At 72.1% G+C, this 20,894-nt stretch carries 19 protein-coding genes and 1 tRNA gene; 9 read left to right on the plus strand and 11 right to left on the minus strand.

Annotated features, from left to right (window positions below):
* Positions 1 to 66: 66 nt before the first annotated feature.
* The 5 genes from ACFT4A_RS36110 to ACFT4A_RS36130 form a co-directional block, all read right to left on the minus strand.
* Positions 67 to 1,545 carry a peptidoglycan D,D-transpeptidase FtsI family protein gene (locus ACFT4A_RS36110; RefSeq protein WP_382839115.1) on the minus strand — a complete coding sequence of 493 codons (1,479 nt, stop codon included), beginning with the start codon at positions 1,543 to 1,545 and terminating at the stop codon, positions 67 to 69.
* The gene (locus ACFT4A_RS36115; RefSeq protein ID WP_382839118.1) at positions 1,542 to 2,990 is read right to left on the minus strand and encodes an FtsW/RodA/SpoVE family cell cycle protein; all 1,449 of its coding nucleotides are present in this window, start codon (positions 2,988 to 2,990) and stop codon (positions 1,542 to 1,544) included. The genes ACFT4A_RS36110 and ACFT4A_RS36115 overlap by 4 nt, the downstream gene beginning before the upstream one ends.
* A 27-nt stretch (positions 2,991 to 3,017) precedes the next feature.
* Positions 3,018 to 4,571, minus strand: coding sequence for a Stp1/IreP family PP2C-type Ser/Thr phosphatase (locus ACFT4A_RS36120; protein ID WP_382839120.1), 1,554 nt, complete (start codon positions 4,569 to 4,571; stop codon positions 3,018 to 3,020).
* A 138-nt stretch (positions 4,572 to 4,709) separates the two neighbouring features.
* Entirely contained in the window at positions 4,710 to 5,222 is a 513-nt protein-coding gene (locus ACFT4A_RS36125) for an FHA domain-containing protein (RefSeq protein ID WP_215120271.1), read from the minus strand.
* A 10-nt stretch (positions 5,223 to 5,232) separates the two neighbouring features.
* Positions 5,233 to 6,105: an FhaA domain-containing protein gene (locus ACFT4A_RS36130; protein WP_382839123.1), complete on the minus strand. Its 873-nt coding sequence runs from the start codon at positions 6,103 to 6,105 to the stop codon at positions 5,233 to 5,235.
* A gap of 449 nt (positions 6,106 to 6,554) precedes the next feature.
* Between ACFT4A_RS36130 and ACFT4A_RS36135 the strand changes: the two genes are divergently transcribed.
* Positions 6,555 to 6,638, plus strand: a tRNA-Leu gene (locus ACFT4A_RS36135).
* A gap of 192 nt (positions 6,639 to 6,830) precedes the next feature.
* Positions 6,831 to 7,319, plus strand: a complete 489-nt coding sequence (locus tag ACFT4A_RS36140; protein WP_382839204.1) for a LuxR C-terminal-related transcriptional regulator — start codon at positions 6,831 to 6,833, stop codon at positions 7,317 to 7,319.
* On the opposite strand, the gene ACFT4A_RS36145 is transcribed toward ACFT4A_RS36140, so the two are convergent.
* The 4 genes from ACFT4A_RS36145 to ACFT4A_RS36160 all read right to left on the minus strand — a co-directional run bounded on the left by ACFT4A_RS36145 (position 7,316) and on the right by ACFT4A_RS36160 (position 11,318).
* Positions 7,316 to 7,843, minus strand: coding sequence for a winged helix-turn-helix transcriptional regulator (locus tag ACFT4A_RS36145; RefSeq protein WP_382839125.1), 528 nt, complete (start codon positions 7,841 to 7,843; stop codon positions 7,316 to 7,318). The two genes, ACFT4A_RS36140 and ACFT4A_RS36145, sit on opposite strands and share 4 nt — an antisense overlap.
* 75 nt (positions 7,844 to 7,918) lie before the next feature.
* Entirely contained in the window at positions 7,919 to 10,369 is a 2,451-nt protein-coding gene (locus ACFT4A_RS36150; protein WP_382839128.1) for an FtsX-like permease family protein, read from the minus strand.
* Positions 10,363 to 10,605, minus strand: a complete 243-nt coding sequence (locus ACFT4A_RS36155) for a hypothetical protein (protein ID WP_382839131.1) — start codon at positions 10,603 to 10,605, stop codon at positions 10,363 to 10,365. The genes ACFT4A_RS36150 and ACFT4A_RS36155 overlap by 7 nt, the downstream gene beginning before the upstream one ends.
* Positions 10,587 to 11,318: an ABC transporter ATP-binding protein gene (locus ACFT4A_RS36160; RefSeq protein WP_382839134.1), complete on the minus strand. Its 732-nt coding sequence runs from the start codon at positions 11,316 to 11,318 to the stop codon at positions 10,587 to 10,589. The genes ACFT4A_RS36155 and ACFT4A_RS36160 overlap by 19 nt, the downstream gene beginning before the upstream one ends.
* A 159-nt stretch (positions 11,319 to 11,477) precedes the next feature.
* Here ACFT4A_RS36160 and ACFT4A_RS36165 point away from each other — a divergent pair, with 159 nt between their 5' ends.
* The 4 genes from ACFT4A_RS36165 (at position 11,478) to ACFT4A_RS36180 (ending at position 15,539) form a co-directional block, all read left to right on the plus strand.
* Complete coding sequence (locus ACFT4A_RS36165; RefSeq protein ID WP_382839136.1) at positions 11,478 to 12,749, plus strand: sensor histidine kinase; 1,272 nt, start codon at positions 11,478 to 11,480, stop codon at positions 12,747 to 12,749.
* Complete coding sequence (locus ACFT4A_RS36170) at positions 12,739 to 13,398, plus strand: response regulator (protein ID WP_382839206.1); 660 nt, start codon at positions 12,739 to 12,741, stop codon at positions 13,396 to 13,398. The genes ACFT4A_RS36165 and ACFT4A_RS36170 overlap by 11 nt, the downstream gene beginning before the upstream one ends.
* A gap of 130 nt (positions 13,399 to 13,528) precedes the next feature.
* On the plus strand, positions 13,529 to 14,200 hold the full coding sequence (locus ACFT4A_RS36175) for a ScbR family autoregulator-binding transcription factor (protein ID WP_382839139.1): 672 nt from the start codon (positions 13,529 to 13,531) through the stop codon (positions 14,198 to 14,200).
* A gap of 91 nt (positions 14,201 to 14,291) precedes the next feature.
* Positions 14,292 to 15,539 (plus strand): cytochrome P450, encoded by a 1,248-nt coding sequence (locus ACFT4A_RS36180; protein ID WP_382839141.1) that lies wholly within the window; start codon positions 14,292 to 14,294, stop codon positions 15,537 to 15,539.
* A gap of 13 nt (positions 15,540 to 15,552) precedes the next feature.
* Here ACFT4A_RS36180 and ACFT4A_RS36185 read toward each other — a convergent pair whose 3' ends face one another.
* Both ACFT4A_RS36185 and ACFT4A_RS36190 read right to left on the minus strand, forming a co-directional pair.
* A complete protein-coding gene (locus tag ACFT4A_RS36185) occupies positions 15,553 to 16,476 on the minus strand; it encodes an NAD-dependent epimerase/dehydratase family protein (RefSeq protein ID WP_382839144.1) in 924 nt (307 codons plus the stop codon).
* Positions 16,473 to 17,489 carry a ScbA/BarX family gamma-butyrolactone biosynthesis protein gene (locus ACFT4A_RS36190; protein ID WP_382839147.1) on the minus strand — a complete coding sequence of 339 codons (1,017 nt, stop codon included), beginning with the start codon at positions 17,487 to 17,489 and terminating at the stop codon, positions 16,473 to 16,475. Before ACFT4A_RS36190 ends, ACFT4A_RS36185 begins: the two co-directional genes overlap by 4 nt.
* Positions 17,490 to 17,661: 172 nt before the next feature.
* Between ACFT4A_RS36190 and ACFT4A_RS36195 the strand changes: the two genes are divergently transcribed.
* From ACFT4A_RS36195 to ACFT4A_RS36205, 3 genes are all read left to right on the plus strand, one after another.
* Entirely contained in the window at positions 17,662 to 18,345 is a 684-nt protein-coding gene (locus ACFT4A_RS36195; protein ID WP_382839150.1) for a ScbR family autoregulator-binding transcription factor, read from the plus strand.
* Positions 18,346 to 18,487: 142 nt separating this feature from the next.
* On the plus strand, positions 18,488 to 19,921 hold the full coding sequence (locus tag ACFT4A_RS36200; RefSeq protein ID WP_382839151.1) for a DUF2252 domain-containing protein: 1,434 nt from the start codon (positions 18,488 to 18,490) through the stop codon (positions 19,919 to 19,921).
* A gap of 71 nt (positions 19,922 to 19,992) precedes the next feature.
* Positions 19,993 to 20,862 (plus strand): hypothetical protein, encoded by an 870-nt coding sequence (locus ACFT4A_RS36205; protein ID WP_382839154.1) that lies wholly within the window; start codon positions 19,993 to 19,995, stop codon positions 20,860 to 20,862.
* Positions 20,863 to 20,894: the final 32 nt, after the last annotated feature.

Here is a 20,894-nt window from a genome sequence, read left to right on the forward strand (position 1 = left end):
AAGCCCGTCAGCCGATACAGGACCGGTATCGCAACGTGCACCGATGTGAAGCAGACGTGAGCGGGGTCACTTCTTGCTGTTGATGACCGCCTCCATCACGTTCCTCGCGATCGGCGCCGCGAGGCCGCCGCCGGAGATGTCGTCACGGACGGCGTTGTCGTCCTCGATCACGACCGCCACGGCCACCGGTGCGCCGCCGTCGCTGTCCTTGGCGTAGGAGATGAACCACGCGTAGGGGTTCTCGCTGTTGTCGACACCGTGCTGGGCGGTACCGGTCTTGCCGCCGACCTTGACGTTCGGGATCTTGGCGTTCGCGCCGGTGCCCTTGTCGACGACCGTCTCCATCATCGACTGGAGGATCTGGGCGTTCTCCGCGGACATCGGCTCGCTCAGCTCTTCCGGCTCGGTCTTCTCGACCGGGTCGAGGCCGGGCGACTGCAACTCGTCGACCATGTACGGCTTCATCAGCTTGCCGTCGTTGGCGACGGCCGAGGCGACCATGGCCATCTGCAGCGGGGTCGAGGCGGTGTTGAACTGGCCGATCGACGACAGCGCGGTCTCCGACGGGTTCATGTCGTCGCCGAAGACCGAGGCGTTGGCGCGGACCGGGGTGAACTGCTCCTCGGTGAAGCCGAACTTCTTGGCCATCGCCAGCATCTTCTCGTTGCCGAGGTCGGAGCCGATCTTGCCGAAGACGGTGTTGCAGGAGTACTGGAGCGCCACCCGCAGGGTCGCGTTCTTGCAGGGGATGTTCCCCTCGTTCTTCAGCGGGGTCGTGGTCCCCGGCATGGTCCACGGCAGCGGCGTCTCCGTCTTCTGGTCCGCCTCCGAGTACAGCCCGTCCTCCAGCGCGGCGGCCGCGGTGAGCACCTTGAAGGTGGAACCCGGCGGGTAGGTCTCGCGCAGCGCCCGGTTGAGCGTCGGGTCGTCGGGGTTGTTCTTCTTCTCCAGCTTCTGCCAGGCCTTGGTGTCCGTGGTCGTGGAGTTCCCGGCGAAGGTCGACGGGTCGTACGACGGGTAGGAGGACAGGGCCAGGATCTTGCCGGTGGACGGCTCGAGAGCCACCACCGCTCCCTTGGCGCCCTGCTTCTTCAGACCGTTGTACGCGGCCTTCTGCGCGGCACCGTTCAGCGTGGTGACGACGTTGCCGCCCTCTTGCTTCTTGCCCGTGAGCATGTCGAGGGTGTTGCGGAAGAACAGCCGGTCGTCGTTGCCGGTGAGGATGCCGTCCTCGAGGTTCTCCAGCTGCGTGGCACCGAAGGCCTGCGAGGCGTAGCCGGTGACCGGCGCCCACATCGCGCCGTCCTTGTAGGTGCGCTTGAACTTGAAGTCGCTGCCCGAGGTTTCCTTGGAGCCGGTGATCGGCTGGCCGTCGACGATGATGTCGCCGCGCGGCGAGGCGTAGCGCTCGATGATGACCCGGCGGTTGTTCTTGTCGGTCCTGAGCTCGTCGGCCTGGACGTACTGAATCCAGTTGTCACGGATGAGGAGCGTGAGGACCAGCAGACCACAGAAGATCGCGATCCGGCGCAGGGGCTTGTTCATGACGGGCGGACCACCTGGGTCATCTCGGCGTCGGGATTGCCGGCGGGAGCGGGTGCCGGGCGGCGGGCGGTGTCGCTGATCCGGAGCAGGATGCCGATCAGCGCCCAGTTGGCGATGACGGAGGAACCGCCGTACGCCAGGAACGGCATCGTCATACCAGTCAGCGGGATGAGCCCCATCACACCGCCGGCCACGACGAACACCTGAAGTGCGAAGGCGCCGGACAGGCCGATGGCCAGCAGCTTGCCGAACGGGTCGCGGGCAGCGAGGGCGGTGCGCACCCCACGCTCCACGATCAGTGCGTACAGCAGCAGGATTCCCATGAGCCCGGCCAGGCCCAGCTCCTCGCCGAAGGTGGCGAGGATGAAGTCGGAGTTGGCGGCGAAGCCGATGAGGTCGGAGTTGCCCTGGCCGAGCCCGGTGCCGAGGGTGCCGCCGGAGCCGAAGGCCCACAGAGCCTGCATCGACTGCTCGGTATGACCCAGGACGCCCTCGCGGCTCAGCTTGAACTCGTTCATCGGGTCGAGCCAGGCCTGGACGCGCTGCTGAACGTGCGGTTCGAAGGACGCGACGCTGACGGCGCCGACCGCGGACATCAGCAGACCGAACACGATCCAACTGGTCCGCTCGGTTGCGACGTACAGCATGATCACGAACATGCCGAAGAACAGCAGCGAGGTACCCAGGTCGGTCTCGAAGACCAGGATCAGGATGGACATCGCCCAGACGACCAGGATCGGACCCAGGTCGCGGCCGCGCGGCAGGTACAGGCCCATGAAGCGCCGGCTGGCCAGTGCCAGCGCGTCGCGCTTCACCATGAGGTAGCCCGCGAAGAACACCGCGAGGACGATCTTGGCGAACTCACCGGGCTGGATGGTGCCCAGACCGGGGATCTGGATCCAGATCCGCGCGCCGAAGACGTTCTTGCCGAGTCCCGGAACCAGCGGAAGGACCAGCAGCAGCAGCGCACCGGCCATGGAGATGTAGGTGTAGCGCTGCAGGACGCGGTGGTCCTTGAGGAAGATGATCACCGATACGAACAGGGCGACACCGAGCGCGGAGTACATCAGCTGGCGAGGCGCCGCCTCGACGAACGTGTTGGACGCCTGCAGCCGCTTCGACTGGTCCAGCCGCCAGATGACGACCAGCCCGATGCCGTTCAGCAGCGTGGCCAGAGGCAGCATCAGCGGGTCCGCGTACGGCGCGAACTTCCGTACGACGAGATGGCCCACACCGGCCAGCAGACCGAGTCCCAGGCCGTAGCTCAGCAGGCCGGCTGGCACCTCGTCATTGATGGCCAGCCCGACATTGGCATAGGCGAACACCGGGATGACGACAGCGAACACCAGCAGCGCGAGCTCGGTGTTGCGCCGGCTCGGCGCACCGATCGCGCCGATCGTGGACGTGTGGTGCGTCGGCGAGTTCGACGTATTCGTACTGCTCATCGTGTGACAGGGCCTCTCACGGCTTGCCTACTGCTTACCGCACAGCGAGACGACCTTCTGCTCTTCCTCCGAGAGGCTGGGGCCGGGGCTGGGAGTAGGTGCGGTCGTGGACGGGGGCGTGGACTTCTCAGGCGCCGACGGCGAGCCCGACGGGTTCGACGGGTTCGGCGTCGGTGTGGCCTTGGACGTGAAGGAGGCGGGAGTGGTTCCCGTGGTGCCCCCGGCCTCGCCTTCGCCGGTCTTGGAGTTGGTCCGGCTCTCGGCGTCGCGTCGCTGCGCTTCCTTCTCGCACGCGGAGGCCTGTACCGACAGTTCCTGGATCTTCGACTGGGCGTTCTTCAGGCCGCCCTCGGCGATGGTCGCCTTGACCAGCTTCTGCTGGTAGGGCGGCAGGTACTTGAGTTCGATCTCGGGGTGGTCCTTCTCGATCTCCGACAGCGACACCCAGGCCAGGTCCTGGCTGATGCCCCGGTACAGCGCGACGTGCTCGTCCTCGGCGCCGACGTAGTACTGCGTCTGCGTCCAGCGCCAGCCGCCGTACAGTCCGCCGCCGATGACGGCCAGCGCGAGGGCGCCGTAGAAGGATCTCTTCAGCCAGCGGCCCTTGCGGCGCGGCTTGACGAAGTCGTCGTCGCCGTAGTCCAGGCCGGTCGCCGGGATGTAGCCGGTGGTGTCGCCGGAGCCGGGCGGGCCGAACTCGCCTCCGCCGCCGTGCCCGTGCCCCTGGCGGCCGAGGCCGGAGGCGCGGCCGGCGGGGGTCTGCATGATGCCGTTGTCGTGCAGCTGGTGCTGGTTCTCGGCGACGGCGCCGACCACGACCGGGGTGTCGGAGAGCTGCCCCGCGAGGGTGTCGCCGGTGTCCAGGTCGAGGACGTCGGCGACGATCACCGTGATGTTGTCCGGGCCGCCGCCGCGCAGCGCCAGCTCGATCAGGTTCTGGACGGTGTCCTGGGGGCCCTGGTAGCTGGCGAGGGTGTCCTCCAGGGTCTGGTGGGACACCACGCCGGACAGGCCGTCGGAGCAGATCAGGTAGCGGTCGCCGGCGCGGACCTCGCGGATCGACAGGTCCGGCTCGACGTGGTCGCCGGAACCGAGCGCGCGCATCAGCAGCGAGCGCTGCGGGTGGGTCGTGGCCTCTTCCTCGGTGATGCGGCCCTCGTCGACCAGGCGCTGCACCCAGGTGTGGTCCTGGGTGATCTGCGTCAGGACGCCGTCGCGGAGGAGGTAGGCGCGGGAGTCGCCGACGTGTACGAGGCCGAGGCGCTGGCCCGTCCAGAGCAGGGCGGTCAGGGTGGTCCCCATGCCCTCCAGCTGGGGGTCCTCCTCGACCATGGAGCGCAGCTGGTCGTTGGCGCGCTGGACGGCCGTGCCGAGGGAGGTGAGGACGTCGGAGCCGGGGACGTCGTCGTCGAGCGCGACGATGGTGGAGATCGCCTCGGAGGAGGCGACCTCACCGGCCGCGGCGCCGCCCATGCCGTCGGCGATGGCGAGCAGGCGCGGGCCGGCGTAACCGGAGTCCTCGTTGCCCTCCCGGATCATCCCCTTGTGCGATCCGGCGGCGAAGCGCAGTGACAGACTCATGCGCACCTCGCCTGTCGGCTCCGGGTACAGCCGGTCGTGTCGAGCCACACTGCCCACCCTCCGGTCGGGAGCGCGCGGGGGCCCGGGAGGCCCGCCACCGCGTGCTCGCTCCGCTCGCGCTCATTCATTGGTGTAGCACTACTTCCGCAGCTCGATGACGGTCTTGCCGATGCGGATCGGCGCGCCCAGCGCAATCGGTGTGGGAGTCGTCAGCCGGTTCCGGTCCAGGTACGTGCCGTTGGTGGAGCCGAGGTCCTCGACGATCCACTGGCCGTCGCGGTCCGGGTAGATCCTGGCATGACGGCTGGACGCGTAGTCGTCGTCGAGCACGATCGTCGAGTCGTGCGCCCGGCCCAGGCTGATGGTCTGGCCCTGGAGGGCGACCGTCGTGCCGGTGAGGGTGCCCTCGGTCACGACCAGCTTGGTGGGGGCGTTGCGGCCGCGTCGGCCGCCGGCGGACTGCTGGCGCTGCTGCGGTGGCGCCTGGCGGGCGGCGGCCTGCTGCTGCCGGCCGGCCTCGCGGCGCGATCCGCGCTGCGTGACACGCGTACCGAACAGGTCGCTGCGGATGACCTGCACGGCCACGATCACGAACAGCCACAGTACGGCCAGGAAACCCAGCCGCATGACCGTGAGGGTCAGCTCTGACATTGCCCCCGCTTCACCCTTCGGCTTGCCGGTAAATGATGGTGGTGCTGCCCACGACGATCCGCGAGCCGTCGCGGAGCGTAGCGCGGGTGGTGTGCTGCCCGTCCACCACGATGCCGTTGGTGGATCCGAGATCCTGGATCGTCGAGGGCGTTCCGGTCCGGATCTCGCAGTGCCGGCGGGAGACGCCGGGGTCGTCGATCCGCACGTCGGCGTCGGTGCTGCGGCCCATCACGAGTGTCGCGCGGGAGATCTGATGGCGGGTGCCGTTGATCTCGATCCAGTGGCGGGTACGCCCGCCGGAGGCCGGGGCGGCGGGAGGCCGCTGGCCGCTTGCGGGCTGCGGGTAGCCGTACCCGCCGGGGCGGCCGCCGGGGGGCGGCGCGGACGGCATGGGCGGGGCGCCCGCGGGCGATCCGGCGGCCGGCGGGTAGCCGTAGCCACCGCCGGCGCGTCCGCCCTGCGGGGCGGCGGGCGCGGCGCCGCCTCCCGGGCCGTCCTGCTGGCTGCTGGAGGAGGCGAGCGTACGGCTGCGCACCCGGTACAGACCGGTGTCGAGGTCGTCCGCCTTCTCCAGATGGACCTTGATCGGGCCCATGAAGGTGTAGCGCTGCTGCTTGGCGTAGTCGCGCACCATGCCGGCGAGCTCGTCGCCGAGCTGGCCGGAGTAGGGGCTGAGCCGCTCGAAGTCCGGTGTGCTCAGCTCGACGATGAAGTCGTTGGGCACGACCGTCCGGTCGCGGTTCCAGATGGTGGCGTTGTTGTCGCACTCGCGCTGGAGCGCTCCAGCGATCTCCACGGGCTGGACCTCGGACTTGAACACCTTGGCAAAGGTGCCGTTGACCAGACCTTCGAGACGTTGCTCGAACTTCTTCAGGACTCCCATGGGGCACCTCCTCCTTGGCTGCCGTCCTGTGTACTGCCCTGCGGGCCGCTTGCCGGGTACTGCTGGTACTGCTTACTGATCGTATCCACGCGCCGGTCGATCGGCTGGTTCCCCCTGTCGGTGCGGCCGACGGGTGTCGACGCATGACGAGGTTCCCTGTGGAGCTCTTCTTCGAACTCACTCCTGCCAAGGATCGTAGAGGCGGCTGTGGACCAGTGTCCCGCACCGGGCTGTGGACCCGGACCGCCTCCTGGGGAGACAAGGGGTACCGGTACGAGGTTGATACGTGAAGCAGTGCGTGTTGATACGTGGCCAGGGCATCGAAGGTTCGGGGGCGGGTCTGCCTGCGGGGACAAGGGATGTGAACCCACCCCGTGCTGCGTGCTAATGTTCTGGGTGTCGGAAGGCGCCCGGCCCGCAAGGGACAGGAGCCCAGGACACACCCAAATGCGCGGGTGGCGGAATAGGCAGACGCGCTGGATTCAGGTTCCAGTGCCCGCAAGGGCGTGGGGGTTCAACTCCCCCCTCGCGCACAGTGAGAACCGATGAAACGGGTCTCTGCCGGTGACGGAAGTCACGGCAGGGGCCCGTTTCTCGTTGCCGTGACCCCTGTGAGGCATCACACAGCCTGGTCAGGCCCCACGACGGGCCTCGCGCGTGAGCTATCTCACGGCTGCCGGGTCCTCGCCTTGAGTTGTCGGGTCCGGTGGGTCGTCCTGGGGCGGATGCGGCGCGGCCGGCAGGCCCGCCGGATCGTCGCGTCCGGCGGCCGCACCCGCGTCCTCATCGTGACGACCTTCGACCTGGACGAGTACGCCTACGAGGGGCTGCGGGCCGGGGCCAGCGGCTTCCTGCTCAAGGACGCCCGGCCCGAGGAACTCGTCGCCGGCATCCACGCGGTCGCGACCGGCGACGCCGTGGTGGCTCCCCGGCTGGCCCGGCGCCTGCTGGACGCCTACGCCCATCAGGTCCTGGCACCGGCCGACACCCCCGTGCCGGACCCGCGGCTGGGGGCCCTCAGTGACCGCGAACGCGAGGTGCTGGTCGCGATCGGGCAGGGCTGGACCAACACGGAGATCGCCGAGCGGCTCGTGCTCAGCGAGTCCACGGTGAAGAAGCACGTCGGACGGGTCCTCGCCAAGATCGGGGCCCGTGACCGGATCCAGGCCGTGATCACCGCCTACGACGCCGGGCTGGTCAGGGCGAAGTCCTAGGCCCGGCCGCCGTTTCCCAGGGTCCGTCCGGGGGCGAAACGCTCCTGGACGGCGGGGTCGTCCAGGAGGCGGGGCGGGTAGCCGGGGCCGGTGCGGGCGCTCAGGTCCCGGTGGCGCAGGGGCTCGCCGCAGGAGGAGCAGACGACCCGGGCCTGGGTGTCGTGGTCGCAGGACGTGTGGCGCAGGACGACCGGGGTGCCCTCGTCGCCGGCCAGCCAGCGGTCGCCCCAGGCGTTGATCGCGGCGAGGACGCCGAAGAAGTCACGCCCCTTGTCCGTCAGCAGGTACTCGTGGCGCACCGGGTCGGTCTGGTAGACGCGCCGCTCCAGGAGGCCCTCGGACTCCAGGCGGCGCAGCCGGTCGGTGAGGGTGTTGCGGGCGATGCCGAGCGAGCCGATGAAACCGTCGAAGCGGGACTCGCCGTAGAAGACCTCGCGCAGCACCAGCAGGGTCCAGGCGTCGCCCAGGATGTCGGCGGTGCGGGCGATGGAGCAGGGCCAGGTGTCGAACGAGGTCCGTCGCATGGCTCCACTTTATTGGCCCGTTCACTGGTCTCATGTCTATTGGTCTCATGATGAGATCCACCCGTCCTCGGGGTGTCATTCCCGTACGCCTGCCAGTTCCACCGGGCGGCGGCGCAGGGCGACCGCGGCGGGGAATGTCGCGGAGACGACGGCCAGGAGCGCGCAGGCGGCCGCTGTGGTGCCGAGGGCCTGCCACGGGAGGGTGAGGGCGGGCCGGACCGACAGCAGCGCGAGGGCGCTCCACATGCCGGCCAGGTTGACGACGGCGGCCAGGAGGCCGAGGAGCGTGCCGGCCGCCACGACCGTCAGGGCCTCGGCGCCGGTCAGCCGCAGGACCTGCCATCGGGTGGCCCCGGTCAGCCGCAGCACGGCCAGGTCGCGGATCCGGTCGGAGGTGGCCATGACCGTGGTGTTGGCCACGGAGATGCCCGTGTAGAGGAGGGCGATGCCGAGGACGAGCAGGAGGCCGAGGCGGGTGGTGCGCTGGGTGCCGGGGGCGGTGGCGCCGAGCCATTCCTGCCGGGTGAGGACCTGCCCGTCGCCGGTGCCGATCGCCCGATGCAGGGCGGTGGCGACGGCGTCCGGGTCCGCGCCGTCGGCCAGGGCCACGTCGACGCGGTCGGCCGTGGCGCCCGGGGCGTTGCGCGGGGTGACGTAGACGCCGTTGTCGCCGGTGCCGGTGGACATCACGGCGGCGATCCGCAGGGTGCGCGGTGTGCCGTCGCCGAGCCACACCCGGACCCGCTCGCCGACCCGGTGCCGCTGCCACTCCTCGTTGACGATGATCGATTCGTCGTCGAGGTCGTTCGTGCTGCCCGCGCTGAGCGGAAGGCGTGCGGTGGCCGCCAGGAGGGCGGGGGTCGCGGCGCGGGCCTCGGAGCGGACGAGGGCCACGCCGTCCTCCAGGACGTGGACGGCCGTCGTGGACGTCGGTGACACCTCGGCTCCCGGTACCGCGCGCAGTCGGCGCAGGGTGGCGGTGTCGAAGGCCGTCCCGGCCGCCGGGGTGACGACGAAGGCGGCGGTGGTGCGCTCGCTCGCCTCGGTGGCCTTCGCCCCGTTGAGGGTCGCGGTCGCGCCGAGCAGGGAACCCGCGAGGGCGACCGTGACCAGGACGGGGGCCGCGAGCGCGGCGGTACGGCGTACCCCGGCGGCGGTGTTCTCGCGGACCAGCAGGCCGCCGGCACCGGGCAGGAGGGCGGGCAACCAGGTGAGCAGCCGGGTCAGGGGGCGAAGGACGAGCGGGGCCAGCAGGGCGGTCGCGGTGATCAGCAGCATCGGGCGGGTGATGTACGTCTTGCGCTGGAGGAGGTCGCCCGGGGCGTCGGTGAGGGCGAGGGCCAGCGTCACCGCGGCGGTCAGGAGGAGGGCCGTACCGCACAGCAGGCGGCCGGGCGTCAGGGTCCCGCTGTCCGCGGAGGCGTCGCGCAGGGCTGCGGTGGGGGCGGTGCGGCCGGCCCGCCAGGAGGCCGCGGTCGCTCCGCCGAGGGCCACGAGCAGGCCCGTCCAGAAGGCCACGTGGTAGGGCCAGGTGTGGTCGCCGATGGTGAACCAGGTGGGGGCGAGGCCCTCGGCGGCCACCCGGGCGGCCAGCGGCGGTGCCCCGTAGGAGCCGAGGGCGCAGCCGGCGGCCGAGGCGAGGGTGCCGACGGCGAGCGCCTCGACGAGGACGGTCCGGCGGATCTGGCCCGGGGTCGCTCCGGAGGTGCGCAGCAGGGCGAACTCCCGGCGCCGCTGGGCGACCGCGAAGGCGAAGGTCGACGCCACGACGAACACCGACACGAAGGCGGTGACGCCCCCGGCGGTGCCGAACAGGGAGTTCATCGCGGTGAGCGCCTCGCTGTCCCGGTCGGGATCGGCGTCGGCGAGGCGGCGCGCGTTCCCGGTGAGGACCCGGGCGCTGTCGCCCACGGCCTTCCGCACGGCCGCCGGGTCCGCCGTGACCGCCAACTGGTGCACCGGAGGGGACAGTTCGGCGGCGCGGGCGTCGGTGAAGAACACGGCGTTCTCGAAGCCGCGGGAGGTCAGGGTGCCGACGACGCGTACGGTGCCCCGGTCGGTGCGGAGTCGTTGGCCCGGGCGGGCCCAGTCGCCGGTGACGGCTGCCTCGTCGGCGGTGCGGGGTGCGCGGCCGCCGGCGAGGTCGTAGGGGGCGAACGCGGCGGTGGACCAGGGGTGGCCGACCAGGTCGGCGGGGGCGCCCGCGGTGCGTACGGGAAAGGAGCGGTCCGCGATGGCCGGCCCCAGCTTCCGCAACTTCTCGACCGTTGCGGCGGGTACCGGGCGCGGGTGGGCGAGCCGTGACGTGCGGTCGCCGTTCGGGGTCGGTACGCGCAGGGTGTCCTGGCCCTTGACGACGACCGGGGCGGCGGCGAAGCGTTCGGGTCCGCGCTCCGGTGCGGTGGCGGAGGAGGCCAGGGCCAGGCCCATCACGGTGAGCAGGGCCACGCCGAGCGAGAGCGCGACGAAGCTGCCGGTGAAGGTGACCCAGCGGGTGCGCAGGGTGCGGAGGGCGATGCTCAGCATGGGAGGGCCTTTGGGTGGGGTGGGCGTACGGCGACGGCCTGCGGGTGGGGCGGGCGCGCGGCGGTGGCCTTCGGGTGGGGTGTGTGGGCGGCGGCCTTCGGGCGGCGCGTACGGGCGGCGGAGGCCTTCGGGGGTTGCGGGTGCGCGGCGATGGCCTTCCGGCGGGGCGTCAGCGCGGCGACGGCCTTCAGACGGGGCAGGCGCGCGGCGATCGACCTCAGGCGGGTGATACGCACGGCGCCGCCTCCAGACGGGCCATACGCGCCGCGACGGTCTCGGCGTCCGGGGCGGTCAACTCCCCGTGGACGCGCCCGTCCACGAGGAAGACCACGCGGTCGGCGTACGCGGCGGCGACCGGGTCGTGGGTGACCATGACGACCGTCTGGCCCTCGACGTCGACCATGCCGCGCAGCAGGCCGAGCACCTCACGGCCGGTCCGGGTGTCCAGCGCACCGGTCGGCTCGTCGCCGAACAGGACCTCGGGGCGGGTGATCAATGCCCGGGCCAGGGCGACGCGTTGCTGCTGGCCGCCGGAGAGCTGGGACGGTCGGTGCCGGGCCCGGTCGGCGAGGCCGACCTGCTGGAGCGCCTGACGCACCCGGGCCTTCGGGACACGGCGGCCGGCCAGGCGCAGGGGCAGGGCCACGTTCTGCTCGGCGGTCAGGGAGGGCAGCAGGTTGAACGCCTGGAAGACGAACCCGACGCGCTCGCGGCGCAGCAGGGTCAGCCGCCGTTCGCTCAGGCCGGTCAGTTCCGTGCCGCCGATCGTGACCGAGCCGGAGGTGGGCCGGTCCAAGCCCGCGGCGCACTGGAGCAGGGTCGACTTGCCGGAGCCGGAGGGGCCCATGACGGCGGTGAAGGTCCCGGCGGGGAACGAGAGCGACACTCCGTCGAGTGCCGTCACGGGGCCGTATGTCCTGGTGACCGAGTCCAGCTGGATGGCGTTCATGTCCCTACCTCGCGTCGACTGACCGGGCTTCGACTGAACCCCGCGAGGGTGGGCCGGCGCAGTGCGGCGGGGCCTAGACCTGGGGTAGGGCCAGGCATACCGTCGGGCCTCCGTCTGATCCCATGGCAGGCCTCCCGACCGGCTTCTACGGTGATCCCCATGCACCCTCGGAACATGTGGCAGGCCCTGTCTTGCCCCGGCTACGCGCTGTCGGCGTGGCCCTGGCGGTCCGCCGCGTATCTGCTCACCGGCACGGTGACCGGAGTCGTCGTACTCGTGGGCATCGTGCTGTCGGCGGTCGCGGGCGGGGTGCTCGCGCTCGCGCTGGTGGGGCTGCCGCTGCTCCTGTGCACGGTCCTGGCGGGCATCCCGGTGGCGGCGCTGGAGCGGCTGCGGCTGCGGCTGGTCGACCCGGAGCCTGCGCCCGACCCGCACGAGCCGCCCGGCGACCCGGGCCTGCGGGCCTGGCTGACGACCCGGCTGCGGGAACGGGCCACCTGGCGGGAGTTCGGCCATGCCCTGCTGTTCGCGGGGCTGCTGTGGCCGGTCGACGCCCTCGCGCTCGCGGTCGGGCTTTTGTGCCCCTTGACGGTGGTCGCCACGCCGGTGCTCCTGGCCGTCTTCGGCGAGGCGAAGGTGCTCAAGGTGTGGCTCGTCACCGGCTGGCCGGCCGCCTTCGGGTTCGCTCTCCTCGGGCTGGTCCTCCTCGTCCTGGGCGCCTATCTGCTGGGGGTCGTGGCCGGGGCCCGGGCCGGGCTGACGCGGCTGCTGATCGCGCCGCGCGAGGCCGACCTGGGGGCCAGGGTGGTCGAACTGGCCCGTTCCCGGGTGCGGTTGGTGGACGCCTTCGAGGCGGAGCGGCGACGGATCGAGCGCGATCTGCACGACGGGGCCCAGCAGCGGCTCGTCGCCCTGACGATGACGCTCGGCCTGGCCCGCCTCGACGCGCCGCCCGGCCCGCTGGCCGACCAGCTCGCCAAGGCCCACGAGCAGGCGGGCACGGCCCTCGCGGAACTGCGCGAGCTCATCCACGGCATCCACCCCAAGGTTCTCGCCGACTACGGCCTCGAAGCCGCCGTCGCCGACGCCGCCGACCGCTCGGCCGTGCCCGTGGACGTCGACCTGGAGCTGCCCGGGCGGCTCTCGCAGGCGGTGGAGGCCGCCGCGTACTTCGTGGTGTGTGAGGCGCTCGCCAATGTGGGCCGGCACAGCGGGGCGAGCCGGGCTCAGGTGAGCGGCGGGCACCGCGACGGCCGGCTGTTCCTCCTGGTCCGGGACGACGGGCGCGGGGGTGCGCGGGCCGGTGCGGGCAGCGGACTGACCGGACTCGCCGACCGGGTGTCGGTGCTCGATGGCAGACTCACCCTGTCCAGCCCGCCCGGCGGACCGACCCTGCTGTGTGTGGAGATCCCCTGTGACCCTGCGAGTTGACCGGCCGCTGCGTGTGGTCCTGGCCGAGGACAGCGTGCTGCTGCGGGACGGGCTCGTCGGGCTGCTCGGCCGCTGCGGGCACGAGGTCGTCGCCGCCGTGGGGGACGCCGAGGCGCTGGTCACGGCGGTCGGGGAGCACACGCCGGACGTGGTCGTGACGGACGTACGGATGCCGCCCGGCTTCCAGGACGAGGGCCTGCACGCGGCCGTGCGGCTGCGCCAGGAGCGGCCCACCCTGCCCGTCCTGGTGCTCAGCCAGTACGTGCAGCGCCGGTACGCCGCCGAGCTGCTGGACTCCGGCGACGGCACCGGCGTCGGCTATCTGCTGAAGGACCGGGTCGGCCAGGTCGAGGAGTTCGTCGAGGCGCTCGGCGAGGTGGCCGACGGCGGTACGGTCGTCGACCCCGAGGTCGTGCGGCAGTTGCTGCGCCGTCGCCGCGACCCGCTGGAGCGGCTCACCCCGCGCGAGCGGGAGGTGCTGGCGCTGATCGCGCAGGGCCGGTCCAACAGCGCGATCGCCCGCGAACTGGTCGTCTCCGAAGCGGCCGTGGGCAAGCACATCTCCGGCATCCTCATGAAGCTCGACCTGCCCCCGGCGGACGAGACCCACCGCCGGGTGCTGGCGGTGCTGGCGTTTCTGCGGGCCTAGGCCGCCCCGGTCCGGGACAGCGGGTGGCCCCAGATGCGGCCCCAAGTCCGGTGTGTCGTAGGCGCGTTGTATAAAGCCAGCGAGTTGGTTTTCATCGCGCCGCCATCAGAGCCCTCCAGGGGAGCCACCGGTGACCAAACAGGACCGGGCCGTCCGGACCCGTCTCGCGCTGATCCGTTCGGCGGCCGGGCACTTCGAGGCACGGGGATACGTCCAGGCCAACCTGGCGGAGATCAGCGCGGGGGCCGGGGTCAGCTCCGGAGCGCTGCACTTCCACTTCGCGAACAAGGCCGCTGTCGCCGAGGCCGTCGAGCACGCGGCCGCCCGTGCCCTGCGCCGGGCGGCGGCCCGGGTCCGGGAAGGCGACGGATGCGCCCTGCAGCGCCTTGTGGACGTCACACACCAGGTCGCCCGGCTGCTGTGCGCCGACAGCGTGGTGCGGGCGGGGTTACGGCTGAACGCCGAGGCGGCGGCCGGGCGGGTGCGTGATCTGCGCCGGGAGTGGCGGGAGTGCGTGGACGACCTGCTCGCCGAGGCGGAGCGGCAGGGTGAACTCGCCGCCGGTGTGCCGCCGCACCGCACCGGCGCCGTCGTCCTGGCCGCCACCACCGGCATCGAGGTGCTGGCCCGCGAGGACCACGACAGGCTCGCCCGCCCCTCGGTGACCGACCTGTGGCAGCTGCTCCTGCCGAGCGTGGCCGCGCCGCACCTGGCCGGTGTGCTGGATCCGGCGGGCACCTGCCCGGCTCCGGTGGATGCCGATCGCGCGGAGACGTGTCTGCCCCTGGCCAACACTCTGTGAAGCAGTGGCCAAAACAAACCGGATGGCAAGTTTTTTCGGTGGCCGGATCGCACCATGGTCCCCCAGCCTCTGGACCAAGGAGCGAAGTGTCATGGCACAGCAGGCCTGTCCCTTCCTGACGATCGACCCGTCAGGCGAGGACCTCTACGGCGAGATATCCCGGATCCGGACCCAGGGTCCGGCCGTCGAAGTGGAACTCCCCGGCGGCGTACGGGCGTGGTGGATCAACGGCCTGGAGCTGAACAAGCGGCTCCTGGCCGGCCCCGAGACGAGCAAGGACGCCTTCCGGCACTGGCCGGCCTGGATCAACGGGGACATCTCCCGCACCTGGCCGCTCGCGATCTGGGTCTCGGTGCGCAACATGGTCACCGCCTACGGCACCGACCACAGTCGGCTGCGCAAGCCGATGGCCGCCGCCTTCACCAAGCGGCGCGTCGAGGCGCTGCTCCCGCGCGTCCAGGAGATCGTCGACCGGGCCTTGGACGACCTGGAGCGGATCCCGGAGGGCGAAGTCGTCGACCTGCGGGCGGCGTTCGCGGCGGCGGTGCCGCACGAGGTGGTGTGCGAACTCTTCGGCGTACCGCCCGGCGAGGACGGTCCGCGCGATGCCCTGTACCGCATCATCAACCGCTTCTTCGACACGGCGATCTCCCTGGAGGACGCCCAGGCCAACGGGGTGGAGCTGTACGGCACGCTCACCGCGTTCCTCCAGGACAAGCGCGCCCACCCGGCCGACGACCTGACGACGGCCCTCATCGCCGCCCGCGACGAAGGCAGCCTCAGCGAACAGGAGTTGATGGACAACCTGATCCTGCTGCTCACCGCGGGTTTCGAGACGACCGTCAACCTCATCGACAACACCGTGCACAGCCTGCTCACCCACCCCGACCAGCTCGAACTGGTCCGCTCCGGGCGGGCCACCTGGGAGGACGCCCTCGAGGAGTCGCTGCGCCTCGAGGCGCCGGGCGCCATGTCCGGCTTGCGCTACGCCGTCGAGGACATCGAGATCGAACCGGGGCTGACGATCCCCAAGGGCGACCCGCTCGTGGTCTCCTTCGCCGGTGCCGGACGCGACCCCGAGCGGCACGGCCCGGACGCCGAGCGGTTCGACCTCACCCGTGCCACCAGCCGCGACCATGTGTCCTTCGGCCACGGCGTGCACCACTGCCTGGGCCGGCCGCTGGCCATGGCCGAGGCGACGGCGGCCCTGACGTCCCTCTTCGACCGCTTCCCGCGACTGGCCCTGGCCGACCCGTCCCGCCCGCCGAAGCGGCTGCGCTCCATCATCTCGACGGGGCACCAGGAGCTGCCCGTACTGCTGCACGGCCCCCGTACGTAGGAGGCGGGTGGGGTCAGGTAGCGCTCCGCTCCCGGAGGAACGAGCGGTACCAAGGTGCCGCCCGTGCGAAGGCCGCCGTGAAGCCCTCGCCGGGCGAGCAGTCGAGGTCCTTCCAGAAGCCGTCGTCCACGAACCAGTGGTCGACCGTGAGCATGCCGAGGTGATGGAGGGCGAGCGGTGTCCCGGCGGCCCGTTCCAGGGCGGTGGCGACGTCCACCGCCGCATCGGCGCCGGGCACCTCCAGCCGCGCGCTCACGGCGCCGAGCAGGTCCGGGACCCCGACCGGCTCGGGGTGGTTGACGTGCTGCACACCGCCGCCGTGCGCCGGGGACAGGGCCGCTGCCACCACCGCACGGCCCAGGGTGGTGACGTCGATCATCGACTGGAGCGCCTGGCAGCCGGACAGGGTCGCCGACAACTCGCCCAGCAGCCAGACCAGTCCGGGGACGACCCAGCGGTCGCCCTCGCCGTAGACGAGGTGCGGTCGCAGCACCAGGCCGCCGGCGTCGAGGACGTGCCGTTCGGCGGCGGCCCGGGTGCGGCTGGTGGCCGACGCGGGCGCGATCGGCACCTCCCCGGGGCGTACGCCGCGGAAGGGGCCCCGGCCGTACACGGCGGCCGTGCTCACGTACACGATCCGGCCCACCCCGGATCGCACGGCCTCCTCGACCAGGGCGCGGGTGCCCAGGTCGTTGACGGCTTCGAGGGTCTCGGGGTCGCCGCTGATCCGGGTGGCGCAATGCACCAGGACGTCGGTGTCCGCGCAGGCGCCGCGCAGGGAGGCCGGGTCGCTCAGGTCGCCGTGGACGGTTTCGGGGCCCGGCGGTGTCCGCCGGGACAACTGCCGTACGCGCACGTCGGGCTGCCGGTGCGCGGCGGCGGCCACCTGGCTGCCGACGAAGCCGCTCGCGCCCGTGATCAGAAGGTTGGCCGTCACGACAGCGACCGTACCCGGGCGGGCCGTGCGGAGGTCAGGGTGGCGGTGAAGACGGACTCGCCGTTCTGCCGCCCCGAGACCCGTACGGTCACCTCCCCCGGGTCCGCGCCGAGCACCTCGGTCTCCAGCAGGCAGGGGCTGTGCAGCTCGGCGTACCGGGCGAAGGTGGCCGTCATCGCGCGGGGCAGGAAGGGGTGCAGGCCGGTCGCGGCGGTCGCGGCCTGGCGGGCCGCCTCGAACAGGGCCATGCCCGGCACATGGTCGTTGGGCCGGGGGAAGAGGACCGGGTGGCGGGTGTCGACGCGCAGCAGCCAGACACCGGGGCGGTCGGCGGGGGCGAGGACGACGTCCTCGGCGCGGGAGCGGCCGGCGAGCTCGGGCGCGATGCCCTCCAGCAGCGGCACCGGAGTCTCCAGGGCTGTCAACTGCCGCTCGCGCAGCCGGCGGTAGGCGAGCGGCGAGGTACAGCCGGTGCTGCCGGTGCCGCGGGCGACGAAGCGTCCCGCGCGGCGGAACTCCATGGTGGTCCGCATGCTGCTCAGGCCGCGGCCGCGGCGGCGCACCTCGGAGCACACGACGTCGATGGTGACCGGTTCGGCGGCGTCCGACAGCGGGAGCGCGGACGGGTCTGCGTGGACCGTCAGGTCCCACATGACGAAGTGGGTGTCGGCCGGGGCGCCGTACTCGGCGTGGGCGAGCACCATCGAGGCCTGCCGCAACGTTTCGCCGACGATCATCGGGTCCTGGTGGCGGTCGTCCACGGGGCCGAAGAAGGGGTGGGCGGCGGGCCAGTGCGCGGTGAAGCGGAAGCGGGCGTCGGAGATTCGGCGCCACCGGGTGGGGAAGACGTCGGTGTCGGTGGTGCGGTGGGCGAGGTCCGTGGTGACGGCGGTGTGGGGTCCTCGCTCGGCTTGTGGCGCGTTCTCGACGGCCGCAACGGTTCTGTTTGCCGGAGGGGCCTCGCGTCCGGTCTGATCGTCCGTGGGTGCGCTTAAAGGTCCTGTCTGCGGCATGAGAACCCCCAGGATCGGCTGCCTGGCTGCGGTCGGTGTTTGACTTGGACGTTTGACTAAGATACGGACGAGCCGGTTTTTTTCAAAGGGTGAGCCAAGCCGCTGGGACAGGCTCCCGCGCCCCCGCTGCACAGTGACTTCACAGGGATCGACGGAGATCAGGAGGCACCCGATGGCGCGACAGGAGCGCGCGATCCGCACCCGGCGGACCATCCTGGAGGCGGCGGCGGCCGTCTTCGACGAACGCGGCTACACCTCGGCGACCATCGGAGAGATCCTGGACCGGGCGGGCGTCACCAAGGGTGCGCTGTACTTCCATTTCGGCTCCAAGGAGGAGCTCGCGATCGGGGTGTTCGAGGAGCAGCTCGCGATCACCCTGCCGCCGCAGTCCAGCAAGCTCCAGGAACTCGTCGACTCCGGTCTGGTGCTGGCCCGCCGGCTGCGGTCCGAGCCGCTGGTGCGGGCCAGTGTGGGGCTCGCCCTCGACCAGGGGGCCATGGACCTCGACCGCGCGCAGGCCTTCGGGATGTGGTTCGACCAGAACGTGCAGCGGCTGGCCGAGGCCAAGGCGCAGGGCGAACTGCTGCGCCATGTCGACGTGGCGGAGACGGCCGAGCTGCTGGTCGGCAGCTTCTCGGGCGTGCAGCTGCTGTCCCAGCTGCGCTGCCAGCGGCAGGATCTGGAACGCCGTGTCGTCGTGATGTTCGAGCACTTCCTGCCGAGTATCTGCGTGCCCGCGGTGCTGGCCCGGCTCGACGTCTCGGTGGAGCGGGCGGAGCGGGTGCTGGCCGAAGTGGCGGGCGTGGCGGGCGTGGCGGGCGTGGCGGAGGGGCGGGTGCAGCCCGCTCCCGCGTGAGGTGTCCACGGCCGGGGAGTTGTCAGAGCCGGGGAGTTGTCCACAGCCGGGGAGTTGTCCACAGGGTCTGACGCGTTTCGGCCGCCCGGATGTACGGTCGGCACGAGTTGATGTTCGTGCGCGTGCGGGGGAGGCGGTTGGGATGACCAGGGCTGATGTGGCGGCCGAGGACAGGGCGGCGGACGGGTCGGACCGGCGGCTGCCCCGGGTGCGCGGCTTCGCGGATTGGCCGGCCGAGGGCTCACCCAAGGACGAGGGCAAGGCCCTGCGCAAGCGCATCCCGCGGAGTGCGCACTCCTTGCTCGACCTGGACGCGTCCCGGCCCGACGCGGTGAGCGCGGTCGAGGAGTCGGGCCGCGGCCGGCTCCCCGAGCTCGCCCCGATCCGGGTGGGCCGCATGGCCGCCACCCCGTTCGCGTTCCTGCGCGGCGCCGCGGGCCTCATGGCCTTCGACCTGGCGCGCACCCCCATGACCCGGATCCGGGCCCAGATCTGCGGCGACGCCCACGCGGCCAATTTCGGCCTGTACGCCGACGCGCGCGGCGGTCTCGTCATCGATCTGAACGACTTCGACGAAACGGTGCACGGCCCCTGGGAGTGGGACCTCAAGCGCCTCGCGGCCTCCCTGGTGCTCGCGGGCCGGGAGGCCGGCGCGGACGAGGACCGGTGCCGCAAGGCGGCCTACGACGCGGTGGGCGCCTACCGCCGCACCATGCGGCTGCTGGCCAAGCTCCCGGTGCTGGACGCGTGGAACGCGATCGCGGACGAGGAGCTCGTCTCCCACACGGACGCCCATGACCTGGTCGGCACGCTGGAACGGGTCTCCGAGAAGGCTCGCCACAACACGAGCGGCCGCTTCGCGGCCAAGTCGACGCAGGCCACGGAGAGCGGAGGGCGCCGGTTCGTCGACGCCCCGCCGGTGCTGCGGCGCGTCCCGGACGCGGAGGCCGCGGCGGTCGCCGCGTCCCTGGAGGAGTACGTCGGCACCCTGCCGGAGGACCGGCTCCCGCTGCTCGCCCGGCACGCGGTGCACGACGTGGCGTTCCGCGTCGTCGGCACCGGCAGCGTCGGCACCCGGTCCTACGTGGTGCTGCTCCTGGACCACCGGGGCGAGTCGCTGGTGCTCCAGGTGAAGGAGGCGCGGTCCTCGGCGCTGGTGCCGCATCTGGTCACCGCCGGTTTCGAGGCGCCGGAGGCCGTGCACGAGGGCCGGCGGGTCGTGCTGGGCCAGAAGCGGATGCAGGTCGTCAGCGACATCCTGCTGGGCTGGACGACGGTCGACGGTTTCCCCTTCCAGGTCCGCCAGTTCCGCAACCGCAAGGGCAGCGTCGATCCGGCCGAGCTGGCCGCCGACCAGATGGACGACTACGGCCGGATGACCGGCGCGCTCCTGGCCCGGGCGCACGCCCACAGCGCCGATCCCCGCCTCGTCGCCGGGTACTGCGGCAAGAGCGAGGAGCTGGACGAGGCGATGGCGGCGTTCGCGGTGGCCTACGCGGACCGGACCGAGGCGGATCACGCGGATCTGCTCGCGGGGGTGCGGGCCGGGAAGGTCGCCGCTGAGACGGGCGTCTGACCCCGGGGACGCCTCGGGCGGGTGGCCGTCCGGGGCACGGGGGCGGGCGCGGCGTGGCCTAGGCTGGTCGGGTGACGACCCCGGAAGCTGAGCAGGGCGGTGGCGGCGCCGATGAGGAACGGGTGACGCCCGAGGGCGACGCGGCCCGCGCCGAAGGTGACGCGGCCCGGCCCGAGGAGCGGCTCGAGCGGGCCGTGCGGGCCGCCGAGCAGGCGCTGATCGAGTACGAGATCGCGGTGGAGACCTTCCGCGTCGAGATCGAGAACTTCTCCCGGCTGCACGAACAGAAGCTCGGCCCGCTGTACGCCCGGCTCGAGGACCTGGACGCCCGGATCCTGGAGGCCAGGGCCGCCCGCAGCGGCGACCCCGACGACCTGCGGCGCGCCGAGGAGGCCAGATCGCGGCTGGCGCCGATCCCCGGCGTCGAGGAGCTGCTGCACGGCTGGATGGACGACAGCGGTCTGTTCCCGGAGGCCGTGGCGATGCTCACGGACCAGGCGGTCCGCCCCCCGCAGCGGGTCCGCCCCAGCGAGGAGGCCCGCAAGCTCTACCGGGACCTGGCCCGCAAGGCGCACCCGGACCTGGCCCAGGAGGAGACGGAGCGCGAGCGGCGCGAGGAGTTCATCACCCGGGTCAACGCCGCCTACGCCCGAGGCGACGCGGCGGAGCTGCGCGAACTCGCCGAGGAGTGGGCCAAGGGGCCCGAGCTGAAGCGGGGCCCGAGCCGCGCCGAGGAGCTCTACAACCGCCTCGAATGGCTCGCCCAGCGCAAGGAACTGCTCGCCCTGCTCGCCAAGGAGCTGGAGGAGAGCGCCATCGGCCACATGCTCCAGCTGGCCCCGGACGACCCGGACCGCCTCCTGGACGAGATCGGGCAGCAACTGCTCACCCAGGTCACCGAGCGGGAGACGGAGCTGGCCACGCTGCTCGGCGAGGGCTGAGCCGCGTGCCGTCCGGCCCGTGGGGCGGGTCG

Origin of the sequence: Streptomyces sp. NPDC057099 (assembly GCF_042671245.1) — a bacterium.
GTDB classification, from domain to species: Bacteria; Actinomycetota; Actinomycetes; order Streptomycetales; family Streptomycetaceae; genus Streptomyces; species Streptomyces purpurascens.

What these genes read in the sequence shown, in the direction of transcription:
- ACFT4A_RS36115 (WP_382839118.1), bottom strand. Translation starts at nt 2,990, where the DNA reads ATGAGCAGTACGAATACGTCGAACTCGCCGACGCACCACACGTCCACG.
- ACFT4A_RS36130 (WP_382839123.1), bottom strand. Translation starts at nt 6,105, where the DNA reads ATGGGAGTCCTGAAGAAGTTCGAGCAACGTCTCGAAGGTCTGGTCAAC.
- ACFT4A_RS36120 (WP_382839120.1), bottom strand. Translation starts at nt 4,571, where the DNA reads ATGAGTCTGTCACTGCGCTTCGCCGCCGGATCGCACAAGGGGATGATC.
- ACFT4A_RS36145 (WP_382839125.1), bottom strand. Translation starts at nt 7,843, where the DNA reads ATGCGACGGACCTCGTTCGACACCTGGCCCTGCTCCATCGCCCGCACC.
- ACFT4A_RS36195 (WP_382839150.1), top strand. Translation starts at nt 17,662, where the DNA reads ATGGCGCGACAGGAGCGCGCGATCCGCACCCGGCGGACCATCCTGGAG.
- ACFT4A_RS36180 (WP_382839141.1), top strand. Translation starts at nt 14,292, where the DNA reads ATGGCACAGCAGGCCTGTCCCTTCCTGACGATCGACCCGTCAGGCGAG.
- ACFT4A_RS36125 (WP_215120271.1), bottom strand. Translation starts at nt 5,222, where the DNA reads ATGTCAGAGCTGACCCTCACGGTCATGCGGCTGGGTTTCCTGGCCGTA.
- ACFT4A_RS36110 (WP_382839115.1), bottom strand. Translation starts at nt 1,545, where the DNA reads ATGAACAAGCCCCTGCGCCGGATCGCGATCTTCTGTGGTCTGCTGGTC.
- ACFT4A_RS36160 (WP_382839134.1), bottom strand. Translation starts at nt 11,318, where the DNA reads ATGAACGCCATCCAGCTGGACTCGGTCACCAGGACATACGGCCCCGTG.
- ACFT4A_RS36200 (WP_382839151.1), top strand. Translation starts at nt 18,488, where the DNA reads ATGACCAGGGCTGATGTGGCGGCCGAGGACAGGGCGGCGGACGGGTCG.
- ACFT4A_RS36190 (WP_382839147.1), bottom strand. Translation starts at nt 17,489, where the DNA reads ATGCCGCAGACAGGACCTTTAAGCGCACCCACGGACGATCAGACCGGA.
- ACFT4A_RS36140 (WP_382839204.1), top strand. Translation starts at nt 6,831, where the DNA reads ATGCGGCGCGGCCGGCAGGCCCGCCGGATCGTCGCGTCCGGCGGCCGC.
- ACFT4A_RS36165 (WP_382839136.1), top strand. Translation starts at nt 11,478, where the DNA reads ATGCACCCTCGGAACATGTGGCAGGCCCTGTCTTGCCCCGGCTACGCG.
- ACFT4A_RS36150 (WP_382839128.1), bottom strand. Translation starts at nt 10,369, where the DNA reads ATGCTGAGCATCGCCCTCCGCACCCTGCGCACCCGCTGGGTCACCTTC.